The sequence below is a fragment of the Streptomyces liliifuscus genome (assembly GCF_016598615.1).
Taxonomy (GTDB): Bacteria; Actinomycetota; Actinomycetes; order Streptomycetales; family Streptomycetaceae; genus Streptomyces; species Streptomyces liliifuscus.
This window is the reverse complement of the sequence record NZ_CP066831.1, coordinates 5,747,069-5,762,156: the sequence shown is the minus strand read 5'-3', so window position 1 is coordinate 5,762,156 and position 15,088 is coordinate 5,747,069. Positions and strand designations below refer to the sequence as shown.

Genomic DNA, 15,088 nt, shown 5'->3' with positions numbered 1-15,088 from the left:
TTGACCTGGGCGGAGTGGCGGGCAGTCTGCACCGCGACGGTCACGGACGAGACGAAAAATGCATGTGAAAACGGGTCAGACAACGTTCACGTGGCCGCTCCCTCCAGCCGGAACCAACGACTACAGGGGTTAACAGAAATCTCGGGTCGGTCTTCTCGCGCATCCCTGGGAGCTTGGAAAGCCAGGTGACGCCGAGGAACGAGCATCCGGTCAGGGCAAGCGCCAGCAGGGGCGTGAGAAGCGTGCGGCGCATGTCAGTACCTCGCTACGGTGCCGGGGAAGGGGCCGCCTGCCAGTCCGGTATCGGTGAAGACCGGTCAGCACGGGACCAATCCGAGGGGCGCGTGCTCTCTCGCCCTCCGCGTGCCCTGGGTCGAGGTCAAGGAGTCAGGGTCGAGCGGCCGCGTCGGGAACAGCAGGCCCGGTCGGCCGGGTTGCATCGACCGAGGGGCCGGCGCCGCACGGGCGGGGAGCGCGGAGACCGCAAGGTCGTCCGCCCACGAGGGTCCGGCCCCGGGATCGCGGCACACCCGCCGCGCACCCGGACCGTTGCGCACTTCTGCAGGAGGACTGCTTCATGTCTGACCGACCCCTGACACTCATGGCCGTGCACGCCCACCCCGACGACGAGGCCACGGGGACCGGAGGGGTTCTCGCGCGGTACGCGGCGGAAGGCATCCGCACGGTTCTCGTGACATGTACCGACGGCGGTTGCGGGGATGGACCGGGGGGTGTCAAGCCGGGCGATCCCGGGCACGATCCGGCGGCCGTCGCCTCGATGCGCCGTCAGGAGCTCAAGGAGAGCTGTGACGTCCTGAAGATCAGCGAACTGGAGACGCTGGACTACGCCGACTCCGGGATGATGGGCTGGCCGAGCAACGACGCCCCCGGCTCCTTCTGGCAGACCCCTGTCGAGGAGGGTGCCGCCAGGCTGGCGGAACTCATGCGGCACTACCGGCCCGATGTGGTCGTCACCTACGACGAGAACGGCTTCTACGGCCACCCCGACCACATCCAGGCCCACCGCATCACGATGGCGGCGCTGGAGATGACCGGGCTGACCCCGAAGGTGTACTGGACGACGATGCCCCGCTCGGGCATGCGGCGGTTCGGCGAGATCATGCGCGAGCTTCATCCGGACATGCCTGAGCCGGATCCCGCCGAGGCCGCCGCGATGGCCGAGATCGGCCTCCCCGACGACGAGATCACCACGTGGGTGGACACCCTCGCCTTCAGCGATCAGAAGTTCGACGCCCTGGCCGCACACGCCAGCCAGGGCGAGAACATCTTCTTCCTCAAGATGGGCAAGGAGAGCTTCGGCGAGCTGATGGGCATGGAGACCTTCGTACGCGTCCAGGACACCACCGGCGCGGCCGTCCCCGAGAACGACCTCTTCGCCGGACTGCGCTGATCCGGCCGCCCGGCGGGCCTAGTTGTCGTCTGCCGTTCCGCCGTTCCGCCGTGCCGTTCGGGCGATGGGGCGCGTGCGAGGATGGCGTTCGTGAGTGGATCGTCGTCCTCGTCTGTTGCTGAGGGGTCGCCTCGTAGTCAGGGGCTGGGGCCCCGGGCCGCTGCCGGGCTGGTGTTCGGGGCCTCGGCGGCGGTTCTTGTGGTGGAGATCGTCGCTCTGCGGTTGTTGGCTCCCTATCTGGGGCTCACTCTTGAGACCAGCACGATGGTGATCGGTATCGCTCTCACGGCGATCGCCCTCGGGTCGTGGCTGGGTGGGGTCATCGCCGACCAGGTCGATCCGCGTCGGCTCATAGGTCCCTCGCTCGGGGTGTCGGGGGCGGTCGTGGCGCTCACCCCCGCCGTGCTGCGTACCACCGCGGAGTGGGCACCGGCGGTGCTGCTGCTGATCGCGGCGCTGACCATACTCGTGCCGGGCGCGCTGCTTTCCGCGGTGACGCCGATCGTGACGAAGTTACGTCTCACCAGCCTCGCCGAGACCGGAACGGTGGTCGGCCGGCTGTCCGGCGTCGGTACCGTCGGTGCCATCTTCGGCACCGTCCTCACCGGCTTCGTACTCGTGTCACGGTTGTCGGTCAGCGGCATTCTGATCGGCCTCGGCACCCTGCTCGTGGTCGGCGCGGCGCTGGTCGAGTGGCGGACGCGCGGGTGGAGCGGCACCCCCGCCCTCACCCTCGTGGTCGTGGCCGGCGGCCTCGCCACCACGGTCGCGCCCGGTGCCTGCGACACGGAGACCAAGTACCACTGCGCCCGGGTCGTCGCGGACCCCGATCGCGGCAGCGGGCGCACACTCGTGCTGGACGGCCTGCGGCACTCCTACGTCGACCTCGACGACCCGACGTTCCTGGAGTTCGCGTACGTGCGCGCCATCGCGTCCGTGGTCGATGCCGCCTTTCCCCAGGACGAGCCACTGACCGCCCACCACCTGGGCGGCGGCGGGCTCACCTTTCCCCGCTACCTGGCGGCCACCCGGCCCGGGACACGCAGCCGGGTGTCCGAGATCGACAGCGGGGTCGTACGCATCAATCGCGAGCAGCTCGGTCTGGGGCCGGGCGCCGGTATAGACGTACGCGCCGAGGACGGCAGGCTCGGTCTGCGGCGGCTGGACGCCGGCAGTCGTGACCTCGTCGTCGGCGACGCGTTCGGGGGCGTCAGCGTGCCGTGGCACCTCACCACCGTGGAAGCGATGACGGACGTACGGCGAGTGCTCGACGAGGACGGCCTGTACGTCGCCAACCTCATCGACCACGGCGGTATGGACTTCGCACGTGCCGAAGTGGCCACCCTCGGCGAGACCTTCGAGCATGTGGCCGTCGTCGGTGAACCCGCCGATATCGGGCTCGCCCCGGCCGTCGCCCCCGAGGGCGGCAATCTGGTGGTGCTCGCCTCCGACCGGCCGGTCGACCTTCGCGCGACCCAGGAGGCGCTGAACTCCCGGCGGACCGGCTGGAAGATCTCCACCGGCGACGACCTCACCTCCTGGATCGGCGACGCCCAACTGCTCACCGACGACTACGCACCCGTCGACCAACTCCTCCAGCCCTCCGGCACACGGAGCAGCCGGTGAACGGGGTTCGACGCGGGAGCCGATGCGGTGTCAGCCGCGGGGGAAGCCCTCGGCGTCGAGCTTGAAGACGAGCTCGGCCTCGTCGCGCCTGGTGGTGTGCAACTCCCAGTAGAGCGGGGCGATCTGCTCGGGCCGGGCCGCCTCCACGCCGGGGATGACAGAGACGCCGATCGACGCGTCGATGCCCACGTGGGCGGCCTGGATGCCGGTGCCGGCGTCGGCCAGCTCCTTGTGCAGGTTCATCGCCCAGTTGCGCAGCGCCGCCGCGGCGGCGTTGACGTTGGCGACCCGCGGGTCGGGCCAGATCGAGCCGGCGCCGGTGGTGTAGAGCAGGGTGCCCGCGCCGGCCTCGCGCATCGCGGGCAGCACCGCCTGGGTCGCGGCGATGGCCCCGTACAGCTGGAAGTTCATCTCGAACTCCACGTGAGACGGTTCCGTCTCGGCCGGTGCGGTCAGCGCGGTGATCCCGAACGTTCCCACCGGCGAGTACTCCAGGACGTCGATCCCGCCGAACTGGACGGCAGCGTCCTTCAGCGCCTGGGTGAGCGCGTTCCGGTCGAGTATGTCCGCGGGGAACGCGCCCGCGTTGATGCCTTCGGCGGCGAGCTCGCCGACGAGACCGTCGAGCTTGGCGCGGTTGCGGGAGATCAGGGCGACGTCGAAGCCCTGGGAGCCGAAGGTACGGGCGATGGTCAGGCCCAGCTGGGGGCCGGCTCCGACGATGGCGATGCTGGTCACAGCGATCCTTTCGCAGGGACGCCGCCGAGGAGACGGACAGCGTCAAGGAAGCGGAAGATTCGGAAAGGGCTATCCATATCTAGATCCGGATAGCCCTTTCCGGTTCACTGGGACCACCGTAGCACGAGAAATGGATAGGCCTTTCCGATTGCTAGACTCCTGCCATGAACCCTGGCGCCCAGCACCCCGACGCCCCCGCCGCCCAGCCTGTGCGCAGTGACGTCGAGCGCAACCGCGGCAGGATCATCGCCGCCGCGCGCACCGTGTTCGGACGCGACGGCCTCAGCGCCTCCATGGCCTCCGTGGCCCGCGAGACAGGCGTCGGCATCGCCACCGTCTTCCGGCACTTCCCCACGAAGGAGGCGCTGGTCGCAGCCGTCTTCGCCGACCGGATGGACGCCTACGCCGATGCGGTCGCCACCGCCCTCGACGACCCGGACCCCTGGCACGGTTTCACCGGCTACATCGAGGCCGCCTGCGCCATGCAGGCCGCCGACAACGGCTTCGCCGACGTCCTGACCATGACCTTCCCCACCGCCAAGGCCATGGAACAGCGCCGGAACGAGGCGTACGAGGGCATGGTGCGGCTCATCGGCCGCGCCAAGGGCACGGGACGGCTGCGCGAGGACTTCGACCCCTCGGACCTGGTGCTGCTGCACATGGCCAACCTCGGTGTCGTCAACGCCTGCGGCGACGCCGCCCCCGACGCCTGGCGACGTGTCGTCGCCCTCATGATCCAGTCCTTCGAGGCCCCGGCCCGGGCCCCCCTTCCCGCCTCACCCGAGCACGACGCCCTCTACAGGGCCATGCTCCGCGCCGTCCCGGCGGGCGACACCGCACAGAAGCCGGAGCGGAACGGCTGACCCGCCGGCCCCCGCCGCCCGGCCGGTCCGCAGGCCCGCGCCCTCGGTGTGGGCAGCACGAGGGGCTTCCTGCTGTTCACCGAGGACGGGGACCTTGGCGCGCTTCTCCAGTGCCCGCGCCCACGCCCGGATGGAGCGGGCCGTCACCGCCCGCCACGTCATCGGGCGGCGGGCCGCCCGTCCCCCGGCACCGGAGCGAACGTGCGAGCAAACCGCGCGGACCGGCCGGGCGCGCGGGGCGACGCGTGAGCCGCACCCCGGTCGTGGAGCGCGTTCCCTGGTCGGCCACGTGCACAGTGGCGCTGCCCGGAAGGCCGACGCCGACCCCGACCCCGACTTCACGCAGGTATCAGCCGGGTGGGGGGGGAGGTCCGGGGCGCGGTAGCCGCGTGTAGAAGCGACTTCCGTCTCGTCAGACGGCCTTGACGACGATGCCCGTGCCTTCGAGTGCGGTGACCTCGTCGGCCGGTGCCGTGGTGTCGGTGACGAGGGTGTGCAGGAGTGTGGCGGGGCCGACGTGGGCGTAGGCGGTGTGGCCGAGCTTGCCGGCGTCGGTGGCGACGACGACGCGGCGCGCGGAGGCGATGGCGGCCTTCTTCACGGCCGCGTCGTCGAGGTCGTAGGCGGTCAGGCCGTCGGCCGCGCTCAGACCGCAGCAGCCCATGACGGCGGTGTCGAAGCGCAGTGCCGCCAGGGACGCGAGGGTGAGGGGGCCGGTGAGGGCTCCCTCGGCCGCGCGCGGCTGCCCGCCGGGGACCATGAGCGTGGCCGGGCCCGGGCCCTCGCCCAGTACATGGATGGCCTGCAGGGACAGCGGCATCACCGTGACCGGCCGACGGCGCAGCAGGTGGGCGACCTCCAGGCAGGTCGTGCCGCTGTCAAGGAGGACGGTCTCCCCGTCGACGATGAGCGAGGACACCTCGGCCGCGATGCGGCGCTTGGCATCGACGCCCTCGTGGGAACGCAGTGCGAAAGGCGGCTCCTGCCCCCTGAGCAGCAGGGTGCGCGCGCCGCCGCGGACGCGCTCCAGGACACCTTGCGCGGCCAGCACGTCGAGGTCGCGCCGGATGGTCATCTCGGAGGCGCCGGTCAGTTCGGCGAGTTCCTGGACCGTGATCCTGCCCGACTCCCTGACGGCCTGCGCGATCACCCCGTGCCGGTCTGCGTTGCTCATGCCGCGATTGAACACCACCCGAAACGAACATTCAATGTGTGCGAAGAGACAGTATTCGATCGCACAAGATGTTCGTTACGGTGGCTTTCATGAACCATCCGCTTCGGGCCGCCCGGGTCGCGACCTTCGTCTACTTCAGCCTCTGCGGCACCCTGATGGGCATCTGGGTGGTGAACATCCCCGCCATCGAGGAGCGCGTGGGCATCAGCCACGCGACGCTCGGGGGACTGCTGGTGCTGCTGGGGCTCGGGGCCTTCATCGGTATGCAGGTGGCCGGGCGTCTGACCGACTCCCTCGGGGCGCGCGTCGTCGTCCCCGCCACCGGCGTGCTGTGCAGCGCGGCCCTGGTGCTGCCCGGCCTACCCCGGGATCCGTGGACGCTGGCGGGTGCCCTGCTGGTCTTCGGGTTCTGCAACGGCTGCCTGGACGTGAGCATGAACGCCCACGCCGTGCACGTGGAGAAGGCGTACGGACGGCCCGTCATGTCGGCCTTCCACGCCACGTTCTCGGTCGGGGGCGTCGTCGCCGCGCTCGTCGGAGCGGCGGCGGCGAGCGCCGGTCTGGGCCCGGCCGCGGGCATGGCCGCCGTGGGAGCCCTGGGCATCGTGATCGCCCTGGTGTCGGCACGTGCGCTGCTACCGGCCGCGCCTGCCGCTGCCGACACCGGCCCTGTACGGAAGGCCGACTCCACCGCCGACTCCACCGCCGACTCCACGGCCGACACCGATACCGATACCGACACCACGGCCGACACCGATGTCGTACAGGAGGCGGACTCCGCGAGGGAGGGCAATTCCGCGGGTCGGGCCGGGCAGGCGTCGTCCACCGCGCGCCGCGGCACCAGCGGGCGCATCTGGATCCTCGCCGCCCTGGCCCTGATGGTCATGCTGTGCGAGGGAGCCGCCAACGACTGGAGCGCGCTGCACCTCAAAGACGTACTCGGTGCACCCGCGAGCACCGCCGCGTTCGCGTACGGCACCTTCGCGGCGACCATGACCATCGGCCGGCTGCTCGCCGACCGCCTGGCCGACCGGTTCGGGTCCATGGCGATCCTGCGATACGGCGCGGCGACGGCCGCCGTCGGCATCGCGATCGTGACCGTCTCCCCGTGGATCTGGGCCGCGTTCGCGGGGTGGGCGCTGTTCGGTCTGGGGCTGTCCGGCTGTGTCCCGCAGTTGTTCAGCGCGGCCGGGCACGCCGAACCCTCCGCCGCGGGCGCCAATGTCTCCCGCGTCGCCGGGCTCGGCTACGTCGGCATGCTCGCCGGCCCCGCCGTCATCGGCTGGCTCACCCACTTCACCGCCCTGAACCACACCTTCGTACTGCTGATCCTGCTGTGTGCGATCACCGCCGTGGCCGCCGGGATCCTGCGTACCGATTCCGACCGCACGCGCCGCACGCGCGAGCCGGCACACGGCAGCCGCTGACCGCCTGTGCGGCGCGGCTCACTCCGTGCCGCACAGGCTTCTCCTCCCGCCCCGGCCGTCAGAACCCGGAGGAACCCTCACCATGCCCACCGACCGACACATCGTGCTGTTCGACCTCTTCGGGGTCATAGCCCGCCACCAACGCCCGGGCGCCCTGGCCAAGATGGCCGCCCGCTGTCACACACCCACCGACGCCTTCACCGCGGCCTACTGGGCCTGCCGCCCGCCGTACGACGCCGGTCGGCAGTCCGCGCCCGAGTACTGGACCGCCGTACTGCGATCGCTGTCCCCGCCACCGTCCCCGCCCCTGTCCACGTCCCTCTCCCCGTCCCCGTCCGTCGACGCCGGCACGATCGAGGAACTGCGCCTCGCCGACATCGACAGCTGGTCACGCGTGGACAACCGGATGGTCGCCTACGTCCAGTCCCTCCGTGCCGTCACCGAGGTCGCCCTGCTGTCCAACATCCCCTCGGACCACGCGGACGCCTTCCTCACGGCGCAGCCCTGGCTGCACACCCTGGACCACGTGGCCTTCTCCGGGAAGATCAAGGCGGCCAAGCCGGCCCCGGCGGCCTTCCATCACTGCGTGATCGCCATGCGGGCCGCCCCGGCCGACTTCCTCTTCGTCGACGACCGCGAGGAGAACGTACGGGCCGCGCAGGCCCTGGGCATGAACGGACACGTCTTCACAGGTCGTGACGAACTGGCGGCCGCCGTCGACACCTGGCTGCCCAGTCGACGCCCCACGCGGAAATGACACCTGCCACGAGACGCCGGGAGCGCGCGTCAGGCCGCGTCGATCAACGCCAAGTCCATCGGTACGAGCGTGGTCGACGTCAGCAGCGCGCGGATCAGGTTGTCGTTGAGGGCGTTGCCCAGGGGCTCGCCGAGTTCCTCGCGGGTCAGCCAGGGCACTCCGTCGCGGGACAGGCGGGTGCGGACGCCGTTGACCAGGTGCTCGACACGCTTGTCCGTCCAGCCCGCGTGCGGCTGCGACTCGGCGAGTTCGGCGGCGGTCTGTCTCCAGGTCAGCGGCTGCGGCCGGGGCTCGTGGAGCAGGTACCGCCGGCCCAGTACGACGAGGGCGAGCTTCTCCTGCTCGGTCAGGATCCACACCCGGGGCGGGCGGGTGACGTCACCGTGCCGCGGCCGTGGCCGCTCGCCCTCGGGGCCGGTGACGAAGACCTCCAGCAGGTGCTCGCGCCCACGTGAACCGCCGACGAACAGCGGGGTGTAGCCGATGTCGAGCGGCAGTGGCTCCTCGCCCCGGAACAGCAGGCGGGCGCCGGCGCACCGGATCGGCAGCCGCCCGGCGTTGCTCACCCACCAGCGGCCGTCCCGGTGGGCGAGCGTGCCCTGGTGGCGGCTGAGCCGGGGGTCGTCCTCGCCGAGGCAGACGTGTACCTCGGGCCGGTTGCGGCCGAACAGGATCTCGCGCCCGTCCCCGGGTCCCATCGTCATGCCTCCGGTCAGCGCGAGGGCGAAGAGGGTGCCGGGCAGCGGCGCGGACGCGCCCCGGGCGAGGCTCCCGTGGGTGGCGGGCAGGAACCGGCCGCCCGCAGCGGGCATTCCCCGCTCACCCGGCCGCCGTTCCCCTGGCCGTCGCTCACCCGGCCGTCGTTCCCCCGGCCGTCTCCGTGCCATTCCCGGCTCGGTCATGTCACGTCCCCGCCCCCGTGCCCGTGTCCGTCCCCGCCCCCGGCAGTCGCTTCGCGATGTTCCGTACGACGACGGCCGCGAACTTCGTTGCGGTGTCGCACAGTTGCCTGTCCGGCTGCGGGGCGTACACGGTCAGCTGGAAGAGTTCCGTGGTGGGGTCGCCGACCGAGTTCCGGTAGACGCGGTGCGGAGTCCGTACGGTGCAACTGTCGTCCTCTGCCTCGTCCGCGACGAAGTAGCTCTTCGTGCCGGCGACGTCCACCGGTGTTCCGTCGTCCGCGTCCAGGGAGTTGTCCCGGCTGAACTGGATCTCCACCGCGCGGTTGCCGTCGTCGCTCGACCAGTCGCAGTCCCAGGAACCGAAGCCGCGGTCCCGATTGTCCACCCCGACACCGGGCAGCCGCTTGAGCTCGGTGGCGTCGAGCAGTGTGCAGGTGTCGAGCCGGGCCAGGGAGTTCGCGGCCGGCGACGACGAACGGCGCGGGACCGGGCCCTCGGCCAGCACGCCGACGACACGGTCGGAGGCGGCGTCGGCCATCTGGCACGGGTCGGGCGCCGCCTTGCCCAGCTGTTTCCCGATGACGCGGACCTGCTTGCCGTCGGTGGTCAGGACGGCCCGTTCGCAGGCGTTCCCGTCCCGCTTGAGCGTCACGACCGTGAGGTCGCCGACCAGGCGCGTGGACAGGACGTCGTCGAATTCGTCCCGGTCCGAGTCGAGGTTCACCTCGACGTCCGCGTTGTCGTCACCGCTGTTGTTGCGCACCAGGACGTCGCACCGGTCGATCTCCCCGTAGTCGGGGTCGAGCGCGGTGCCGCCGAAGCGGCTCAGCGAGGCCGCACCGAGCAGGCCGCAGGGGTCCGCCGTGCGCTCGTCGCCGATGGCACCGGCCCGCGCCGAGGCCGACGGTTTCGCGTCGGCCGCGCCGGTACGGCCGTCCTTGTCGCCCTGGTCCTTCGAGGCCCACGGGCCGAAGAGGACGAGCCCGGCCGTGATCGCGCCCGCCGCGAGCAGAGCCACCGCCGTGATTGCCAAAGGGTGGTGGCGTCGTCGGCGTACGGGCCGTGGCGGCTGCAGCATGAAGGGCGTGAAGTCCCCCTGGCTGCGCAGGAGTCGGCGCAGCCGGAGTGTGCGGGACGCGTGGTCCCCCGTACGGCTGTCGTGCAACTGCTCCTGTATGTGCGGGGGCGGGGGTGCCGCGCGCGTCAGCAGCTGCTGTGCTCTGGCGGCGTCGGGCCGGCGACGGGGCTCCACCTCCAGCAGGGCGGTGAGCGGCCCGTCCAGCGGGCCGGCCCGGTGCGCGGGCTCGATGTGCCCCTCGACCGCACGGGCCAGATACGCCATGGGGTGTTCGGCCTCCCCGTACGGCGACCGGCCCTCGACCGCCGAGAACAGGGAGGCGCCCAGGGAGAACACGTCGGACTTCTCGCCCGCGGGCTGCCCCTTGGCCAACTCCGGGGCCAGATACCGGGGTTTGCCGCGCACACCGGCCATCGTGCTGTGCGTGACGTCGCTCCACAGGGCCCGCGAGATCCCGAAGTCGGTGAGTCTCGCGATGCCTTCGTCGGTGACGAGGATGTTCTCCGGCGTCACATCGCCGTGCACCACACCCTCGTTGTGGGACTTCGCCAACGCGGCCGCGATCTGGCAGCCGATCGAACCGGCCTCCTCGGGCGTGAGCGGGCCGCTCTCCGTCACCATCTGGGCGAGGCTGCGCGAGGGGACGTACTCCATGATGATCCAGCAGGTGGCGCCCTCGTCGACGAAGTCGAAGACGCCCACGATGTTCGGGTGGTGCAGCCGCCCGGCGTTGCGCGCCTCGCCCATGAGCCGTCGCGTGGCCCGATCGTCGTCCAGGCGTGCGCACTTGACCGCGACCCGCCGTTCGAGCCGCTCGTCCCAGGCCAGCCAGACGACACCCATGCCGCCCCTGCCGATGGGCTCCCGCAAGAGATACCGGTCGGCGATCCTGTCCCCGGCCTCCGGCGTCACCAGCACCGCGCCACCCCTCGCCCCACAACCGTCCGTCCTGCCAGGTCACGGAGTGTACTCAGCCCGAACTTGGCAGTGATCCGCTTCACCGGACTTCGCGCGGACCCGCCCAGAATCCCCACAGCGCGCCGGGTTCACGGTCCGGCAGGGGGCACACGGCTGCCGCACCGGCGCCAGGCAACGGCCGCCACCAGCCGCCGCGAGCCGCGAGCCGCGAGCCGCGAGCCGCGAGCCGCGAGCCGCGAGCCGCGGTGCCAACTGGCGTACGCAGCAGCCGTGTTGCTGTGTCACGGCTGTGTGACCGCGCTGTTCTGAAGCGAGGACAGGCGTGACCTGTGGGGCCTGGGAAGCCTCATAGTGATCACAGAGCGGGAAACGGCGGATACGCCACCGGCTCTCCGCCATCCCGCCCCCGGAAGGAATCCCCCGTGATGAACCGTCGCCTGCGCCAGGCCATCGTCGCCACCGCCGCCCTCACCGCCGGACTGCTGCTGACGGCATGTCAGAACGGCACGGACGACAGCTCGTCGGGCAAGAGCCCGACGGGCTCCGCAAGCCCGGTGGCAGCCGCGGACAAGGCGTCGGACTCCAAGAACTCCAAGAACGCCAAGGGCGTCAGCGGCTCGTTCAAGAACGGCAAGGTCACCTACCTCGCCCCGGGCAAGTACATCGTGTCCGTACCGGGCAAGGAGGACCAGCAGTTCTGGGTCGCCGACGACACCGAGGTCTACGGCGTCGGCACCATATGCGGCGAGGCCGGCTCCAAGGTGGACGCGCCGTGCACCCTGGACCAGCTGGAGGCGGCCCTCAAGAAGGGTGCCGTGAACGCCGACGTGGAGATGAAGAACGGCGCCGCGACCCTGGTGACCGAGCGCCGCGCCGCCCAGCAGGACACCGGCTCCGATTCCGGCTCCGGCTCCTCCGGTTCGGACTCCGACTCGGGCTCCGGCCGCGACGAGTCCGTCATCGAGGGCGTCAACAAGGGCAAGGGCGTCAACGGAACCTGGTTCGGCAACGTCTCCTACCTGGCGCCGGGCAAGTACACCGTCTCCGACATGAAGGGCACCGAGCAGCAGTTCCTCGTCGCCGACGACACCAAGATCATGGGCTACGACGACATCTGCGACGCCGTGAACACCGGGCCGGGCGGCGAGGGCGGCATCGAGTGCACCGAAGCCCAGCTGGAGGCGGCCGCCAAGAAGGGCTTCTCCGCCGAGGTCGAGATCAGCAACGGCATCGCGACCACCATCACCGACGACCACTGAGCCGCGGGCCGGCCGCCCCGATCGGCTCCCCCCCCTGTGACAGGGGCTCAGCCGGTCGTGGCGGGGGCGCCGGTGGTGGCCGGCGTGCCGGTCGTGGCGGGCGGCGTGGGCCGCGCCCGGGTTTCGGCCTCCGCGGGTGCGTTCCCCGTGCTCCCCGTGCTCCCGGTGTCGCCACTGCTCTCGGTGCTGCCGGGGGCGAGCCCGCAGGTGCCGGATCTCGATGCCCCGTCCTGGCCCGTCAGTTCCACGACGACCTGACCGTCGGCGTCCTGGCTGTAGGCGATCGTGCAGGTCAGCTGGCGTAGAGCCGTGCTGCTCAGGCCGTTCAGGGCGAGGGGCAGTCGGGTCGTGACCCTGCCGGCCGAGGCGGGGCCGACCTTCACGGTTCCGCCGGGGCGGGTCCTGGGGAGGTCGGTGCCCAGGCCCGCGGCCCGGTCCACCTTCTGCGGACCGGCGAGCAGCGCCAGGACGACCTTCTCCGTCGTCACCAGTCCCACCGCGGCGCCGGAGTTCTGGTCGCCGGAGCCCGACTCGCTGTACTGGCCGCCGAACCCGGCCGAGGACGCGGTACTCCGGATCACGGGGCTCAGCCCTCCGTCGGGGGCACGGAAGAAGAGCAGCATCTCGAAGTCGCGGTCGAAGAAGGCCTGAACGCTGGCGGGACCGCCCGCCGCGATGACGTCGGTCTCCTGGATACCGCAGCCACCGAGCAGCGGTACGGCGACCGCGACGGCGAAGGCCGACACGCTTCGGCGCCTCCGCGCACCCCTCATCCGCCGGTCCCCTCCACGTGAAGCGGTATCTCGACGGCGAAGACGGCACCGCCCCCCGGCCGGTTCCCGGCGTGGATCGTGCCGCCGTGCAGCTTCACGTTCTCCAGGGTGATCGCCAGCCCCAGGCCGCTGCCGGCCGAGCGGGTGCGGGCCGCGTCGGCCTTGTAGAAGCGGTCGAAGATGTGCGGGAGCGCTTCGGGGCGGATACCGGGTCCGTTGTCCACGACGTCGGTGACCAGCACGGGCGGGCCCGGCGAGCGTTCCTCGGCACGCAGCCGTACGGTGACGGGCGCACCACCGTGCCGAAGGGCGTTGCCGACAAGGTTGGCGATCACGACGTCGAAGCGACGCGGGTCGAGCCGGGCCCGGATGCCGTCGGGGAGTTCGGTACGGATCCGGTCGTCGGTCCAGTGCCGGTTGCCGAGCGTCTTGCGGATGGCCTCGGCCACGTCGACCTCGTCGGCGTTCAGCTCGGCCGCGCGGGCGTCGAAGCGGGAGATCTCCATCAGGTCCTCGACGAGCACGGCGAGCTTTCCGGTCTCCGCGCTGACCAGCCGGACCGCCCGGGCGGTGTCGGCGTCCAGACCGTCCGCGTCCTCGTCGAGCACCTCCGTGACCGCGAGCATTCCGGCGAGGGGAGTGCGCAGTTCGTGCGAGACGTCGGAGGCGAAGCGGCGGGCGCGTTCCTCCGCCTCGCGCAACTCCCGTACGGACCGCTCCAGTTGGCCCGCCGACTCGTTGAAGGTGCGTGCCAGGTCGGCCAGTTCGTCGCTGCCGCGCACCGGAATCCTGGTGTCGAGTCTGCCGTTGCCCATGTTGTGGGCCGCCTCGCGCAGCTTCCGTACCGGTCGCAGCACGCTGCGTGCGGCGATCAGGCCGGGGATCAGCGAGACGGCGAGGCCGGGCAGGGCTCCGTCGCGGCCGGCCATGAGGAGGGCGTCGACGTTGACCTGCTCGTCGGTCATCCGCATGACGGCGTACAGGACGAGTCCGCTGGGCAGCAGGCTGTCCGGGCCGGTCTTGAAGACGGTGGGCATGGCGATGGTCAGGTAGGGGACGCCGTCCTTGACGACCCGCTCGAAGCTGCCGTGGGGGTTGGCCCGCGCGGCGCGGCGCAGTTCGGGGGTGATGACAGTGGACACCGGGTTCTCGCCCGAGGAGGCGCGGATCGAACCGTACTCGGCGAACACCACCCAGGGGTGGGGCTTGCCCTTGCGCGCGATGTCCCGCAGGACGTCTTCCAGTCCCTCCTTCTGCACGGGCAGGCCGAAGCCCGTCTGCTGGACGTGGTCGCGGAAGGAGGTGACCGCCGTGTCCTGGGCGGTTTCGAGCAGCGAGTTGCGGGCCTCGCGGTAGGTCAGCGCGGCCGTCGTGCCGGCGCTGACGGCGGCGACCAGCAGGAAGGCGAGCAACAGCCGCGTACGCAGCCCGAACGCCCTGACCCGCGCCCGGTCGCCGCCTCTGCCGCTGCTCACAGGGGCCCGAAGCGGTAGCCGAAACCCCGCAGTGTCTGGACATAGCGGGGGCTGCCGACCTCGTCCTCGATCTTGCCGCGCAGCCGGGCGACGCATGCGTCGACCAGTCGGGCGTCGGCGTGGAAGCTGTGCCCCCAGACGTGCTCAAGCAGTTGCTGCCTGCTGAACACCTGCTCGGGGGCGGCGGAGAGATGCAGCAGGAGCTTGAGCTCCGAGGGGGCGAGCGCGAGCGGCCGGCCGGCCTTGCTGACGGTGAGTCCGACCCGGTCGACGGTGAGTTCTCCGTGGACCACGATGGCCGGACGGCCCGGACTGTCGTCCAGTCGGCGCAGTACGGCACGGATCCGGGCCTCGATCACCTCGGGACGTGCGGGCTTGACGATGTAGTCGTCGGCTCCTGCCTCCAGGCCGATGACCACGTCGAAGTCGTCGCCGCGCGCGGTGAGCATGATGATCGGCAGCTGGCTGTGGTCGCGGACCTGCCGGCAGACCTGTACGCCGTTCATGCCGGGCAGCATCAGGTCGAGGAGCAGCAGATCGGGCCGGAATTCGGCCATCGCGGCAAGGCCGGCCTCGCCGGTCGCGGCCGCCCGTACCTCGTGGCCGCGTCGGCGCAGACCGAGTTCGACCCCCTCGCGTACGGAGGGGTCGTCCTCGATGAGGAGCACGCGGGGCATCGGCGGTTCT

The 15,088-nt window shown here is 71.3% G+C and carries 14 protein-coding genes; 6 read left to right on the top strand and 8 right to left on the bottom strand.

Annotated features, from left to right (window positions below):
- Positions 1-40: 40 nt before the first annotated feature.
- Positions 41-253 (bottom strand): lipoprotein, encoded by a 213-nt coding sequence (locus tag JEQ17_RS50885; protein ID WP_407700081.1) that lies wholly within the window; start codon positions 251-253, stop codon positions 41-43.
- A 324-nt stretch (positions 254-577) separates the two neighbouring features.
- On the opposite strand from JEQ17_RS50885, the gene JEQ17_RS24695 reads away from it, so the two are divergent.
- Both JEQ17_RS24695 and JEQ17_RS24690 read left to right on the top strand, forming a co-directional pair.
- On the top strand, positions 578-1,411 hold the full coding sequence (locus JEQ17_RS24695) for a PIG-L family deacetylase (RefSeq protein ID WP_200397249.1): 834 nt from the start codon (positions 578-580) through the stop codon (positions 1,409-1,411).
- Positions 1,412-1,501: 90 nt separating this feature from the next.
- Positions 1,502-3,037 (top strand): fused MFS/spermidine synthase, encoded by a 1,536-nt coding sequence (locus JEQ17_RS24690; RefSeq protein ID WP_234048351.1) that lies wholly within the window; start codon positions 1,502-1,504, stop codon positions 3,035-3,037.
- Between the two features lie 30 nt (positions 3,038-3,067).
- Here the strand turns inward: JEQ17_RS24690 and JEQ17_RS24685 are convergent, their stop codons facing one another.
- Positions 3,068-3,775, bottom strand: a complete 708-nt coding sequence (locus JEQ17_RS24685) for an SDR family NAD(P)-dependent oxidoreductase (protein ID WP_200397247.1) — start codon at positions 3,773-3,775, stop codon at positions 3,068-3,070.
- A gap of 164 nt (positions 3,776-3,939) precedes the next feature.
- Between JEQ17_RS24685 and JEQ17_RS24680 the strand changes: the two genes are divergently transcribed.
- Positions 3,940-4,638, top strand: a complete 699-nt coding sequence (locus JEQ17_RS24680; RefSeq protein ID WP_200397246.1) for a TetR/AcrR family transcriptional regulator — start codon at positions 3,940-3,942, stop codon at positions 4,636-4,638.
- Between the two features lie 412 nt (positions 4,639-5,050).
- Here JEQ17_RS24680 and JEQ17_RS24675 read toward each other — a convergent pair whose 3' ends face one another.
- The gene (locus tag JEQ17_RS24675; RefSeq protein ID WP_200397245.1) at positions 5,051-5,812 is read right to left on the bottom strand and encodes a DeoR/GlpR family DNA-binding transcription regulator; all 762 of its coding nucleotides are present in this window, start codon (positions 5,810-5,812) and stop codon (positions 5,051-5,053) included.
- An 89-nt stretch (positions 5,813-5,901) separates the two neighbouring features.
- Between JEQ17_RS24675 and JEQ17_RS24670 the strand changes: the two genes are divergently transcribed.
- Together JEQ17_RS24670 and JEQ17_RS24665 are read left to right on the top strand one after the other, a co-directional pair.
- Positions 5,902-7,239 (top strand): MFS transporter, encoded by a 1,338-nt coding sequence (locus JEQ17_RS24670; protein ID WP_200397244.1) that lies wholly within the window; start codon positions 5,902-5,904, stop codon positions 7,237-7,239.
- 82 nt (positions 7,240-7,321) lie between these two features.
- Positions 7,322-7,996, top strand: a complete 675-nt coding sequence (locus JEQ17_RS24665) for an HAD-IA family hydrolase (protein WP_200397243.1) — start codon at positions 7,322-7,324, stop codon at positions 7,994-7,996.
- Between the two features lie 29 nt (positions 7,997-8,025).
- Here the strand turns inward: JEQ17_RS24665 and JEQ17_RS24660 are convergent, their stop codons facing one another.
- Both JEQ17_RS24660 and JEQ17_RS24655 read right to left on the bottom strand, forming a co-directional pair.
- Complete coding sequence (locus JEQ17_RS24660; RefSeq protein WP_200397242.1) at positions 8,026-8,808, bottom strand: FHA domain-containing protein; 783 nt, start codon at positions 8,806-8,808, stop codon at positions 8,026-8,028.
- Positions 8,809-8,899: 91 nt separating this feature from the next.
- Complete coding sequence (locus tag JEQ17_RS24655) at positions 8,900-10,894, bottom strand: serine/threonine-protein kinase (protein WP_200397241.1); 1,995 nt, start codon at positions 10,892-10,894, stop codon at positions 8,900-8,902.
- A 425-nt stretch (positions 10,895-11,319) separates the two neighbouring features.
- Here JEQ17_RS24655 and JEQ17_RS24650 point away from each other — a divergent pair, with 425 nt between their 5' ends.
- Complete coding sequence (locus JEQ17_RS24650) at positions 11,320-12,153, top strand: hypothetical protein (protein ID WP_200397240.1); 834 nt, start codon at positions 11,320-11,322, stop codon at positions 12,151-12,153.
- Between the two features lie 47 nt (positions 12,154-12,200).
- Here JEQ17_RS24650 and JEQ17_RS24645 read toward each other — a convergent pair whose 3' ends face one another.
- Genes JEQ17_RS24645 through JEQ17_RS24635 form a run of 3 tightly spaced genes read right to left on the bottom strand, consistent with a single transcriptional unit; the run spans position 12,201 to position 15,078 of the window.
- Positions 12,201-12,899: a hypothetical protein gene (locus tag JEQ17_RS24645; protein ID WP_325176281.1), complete on the bottom strand. Its 699-nt coding sequence runs from the start codon at positions 12,897-12,899 to the stop codon at positions 12,201-12,203.
- A gap of 23 nt (positions 12,900-12,922) precedes the next feature.
- Positions 12,923-14,497 carry an ATP-binding protein gene (locus JEQ17_RS24640; protein WP_407700080.1) on the bottom strand — a complete coding sequence of 525 codons (1,575 nt, stop codon included), beginning with the start codon at positions 14,495-14,497 and terminating at the stop codon, positions 12,923-12,925.
- On the bottom strand, positions 14,398-15,078 hold the full coding sequence (locus tag JEQ17_RS24635) for a response regulator transcription factor (RefSeq protein ID WP_200397238.1): 681 nt from the start codon (positions 15,076-15,078) through the stop codon (positions 14,398-14,400). The genes JEQ17_RS24640 and JEQ17_RS24635 overlap by 100 nt, the downstream gene beginning before the upstream one ends.
- Between the last annotated feature and the right edge of the window lie 10 nt (positions 15,079-15,088).

What these genes read in the sequence shown, in the direction of transcription:
- JEQ17_RS50885 (WP_407700081.1), bottom strand. Translation starts at nt 253, where the DNA reads ATGCGCCGCACGCTTCTCACGCCCCTGCTGGCGCTTGCCCTGACCGGA.
- JEQ17_RS24695 (WP_200397249.1), top strand. Translation starts at nt 578, where the DNA reads ATGTCTGACCGACCCCTGACACTCATGGCCGTGCACGCCCACCCCGAC.
- JEQ17_RS24680 (WP_200397246.1), top strand. Translation starts at nt 3,940, where the DNA reads ATGAACCCTGGCGCCCAGCACCCCGACGCCCCCGCCGCCCAGCCTGTG.
- JEQ17_RS24675 (WP_200397245.1), bottom strand. Translation starts at nt 5,812, where the DNA reads ATGAGCAACGCAGACCGGCACGGGGTGATCGCGCAGGCCGTCAGGGAG.
- JEQ17_RS24670 (WP_200397244.1), top strand. Translation starts at nt 5,902, where the DNA reads ATGAACCATCCGCTTCGGGCCGCCCGGGTCGCGACCTTCGTCTACTTC.
- JEQ17_RS24665 (WP_200397243.1), top strand. Translation starts at nt 7,322, where the DNA reads ATGCCCACCGACCGACACATCGTGCTGTTCGACCTCTTCGGGGTCATA.
- JEQ17_RS24660 (WP_200397242.1), bottom strand. Translation starts at nt 8,808, where the DNA reads ATGCCCGCTGCGGGCGGCCGGTTCCTGCCCGCCACCCACGGGAGCCTC.
- JEQ17_RS24650 (WP_200397240.1), top strand. Translation starts at nt 11,320, where the DNA reads ATGAACCGTCGCCTGCGCCAGGCCATCGTCGCCACCGCCGCCCTCACC.
- JEQ17_RS24640 (WP_407700080.1), bottom strand. Translation starts at nt 14,497, where the DNA reads ATGCGTCGCCCGGCTGCGCGGCAAGATCGAGGACGAGGTCGGCAGCCC.
- JEQ17_RS24635 (WP_200397238.1), bottom strand. Translation starts at nt 15,078, where the DNA reads ATGCCCCGCGTGCTCCTCATCGAGGACGACCCCTCCGTACGCGAGGGG.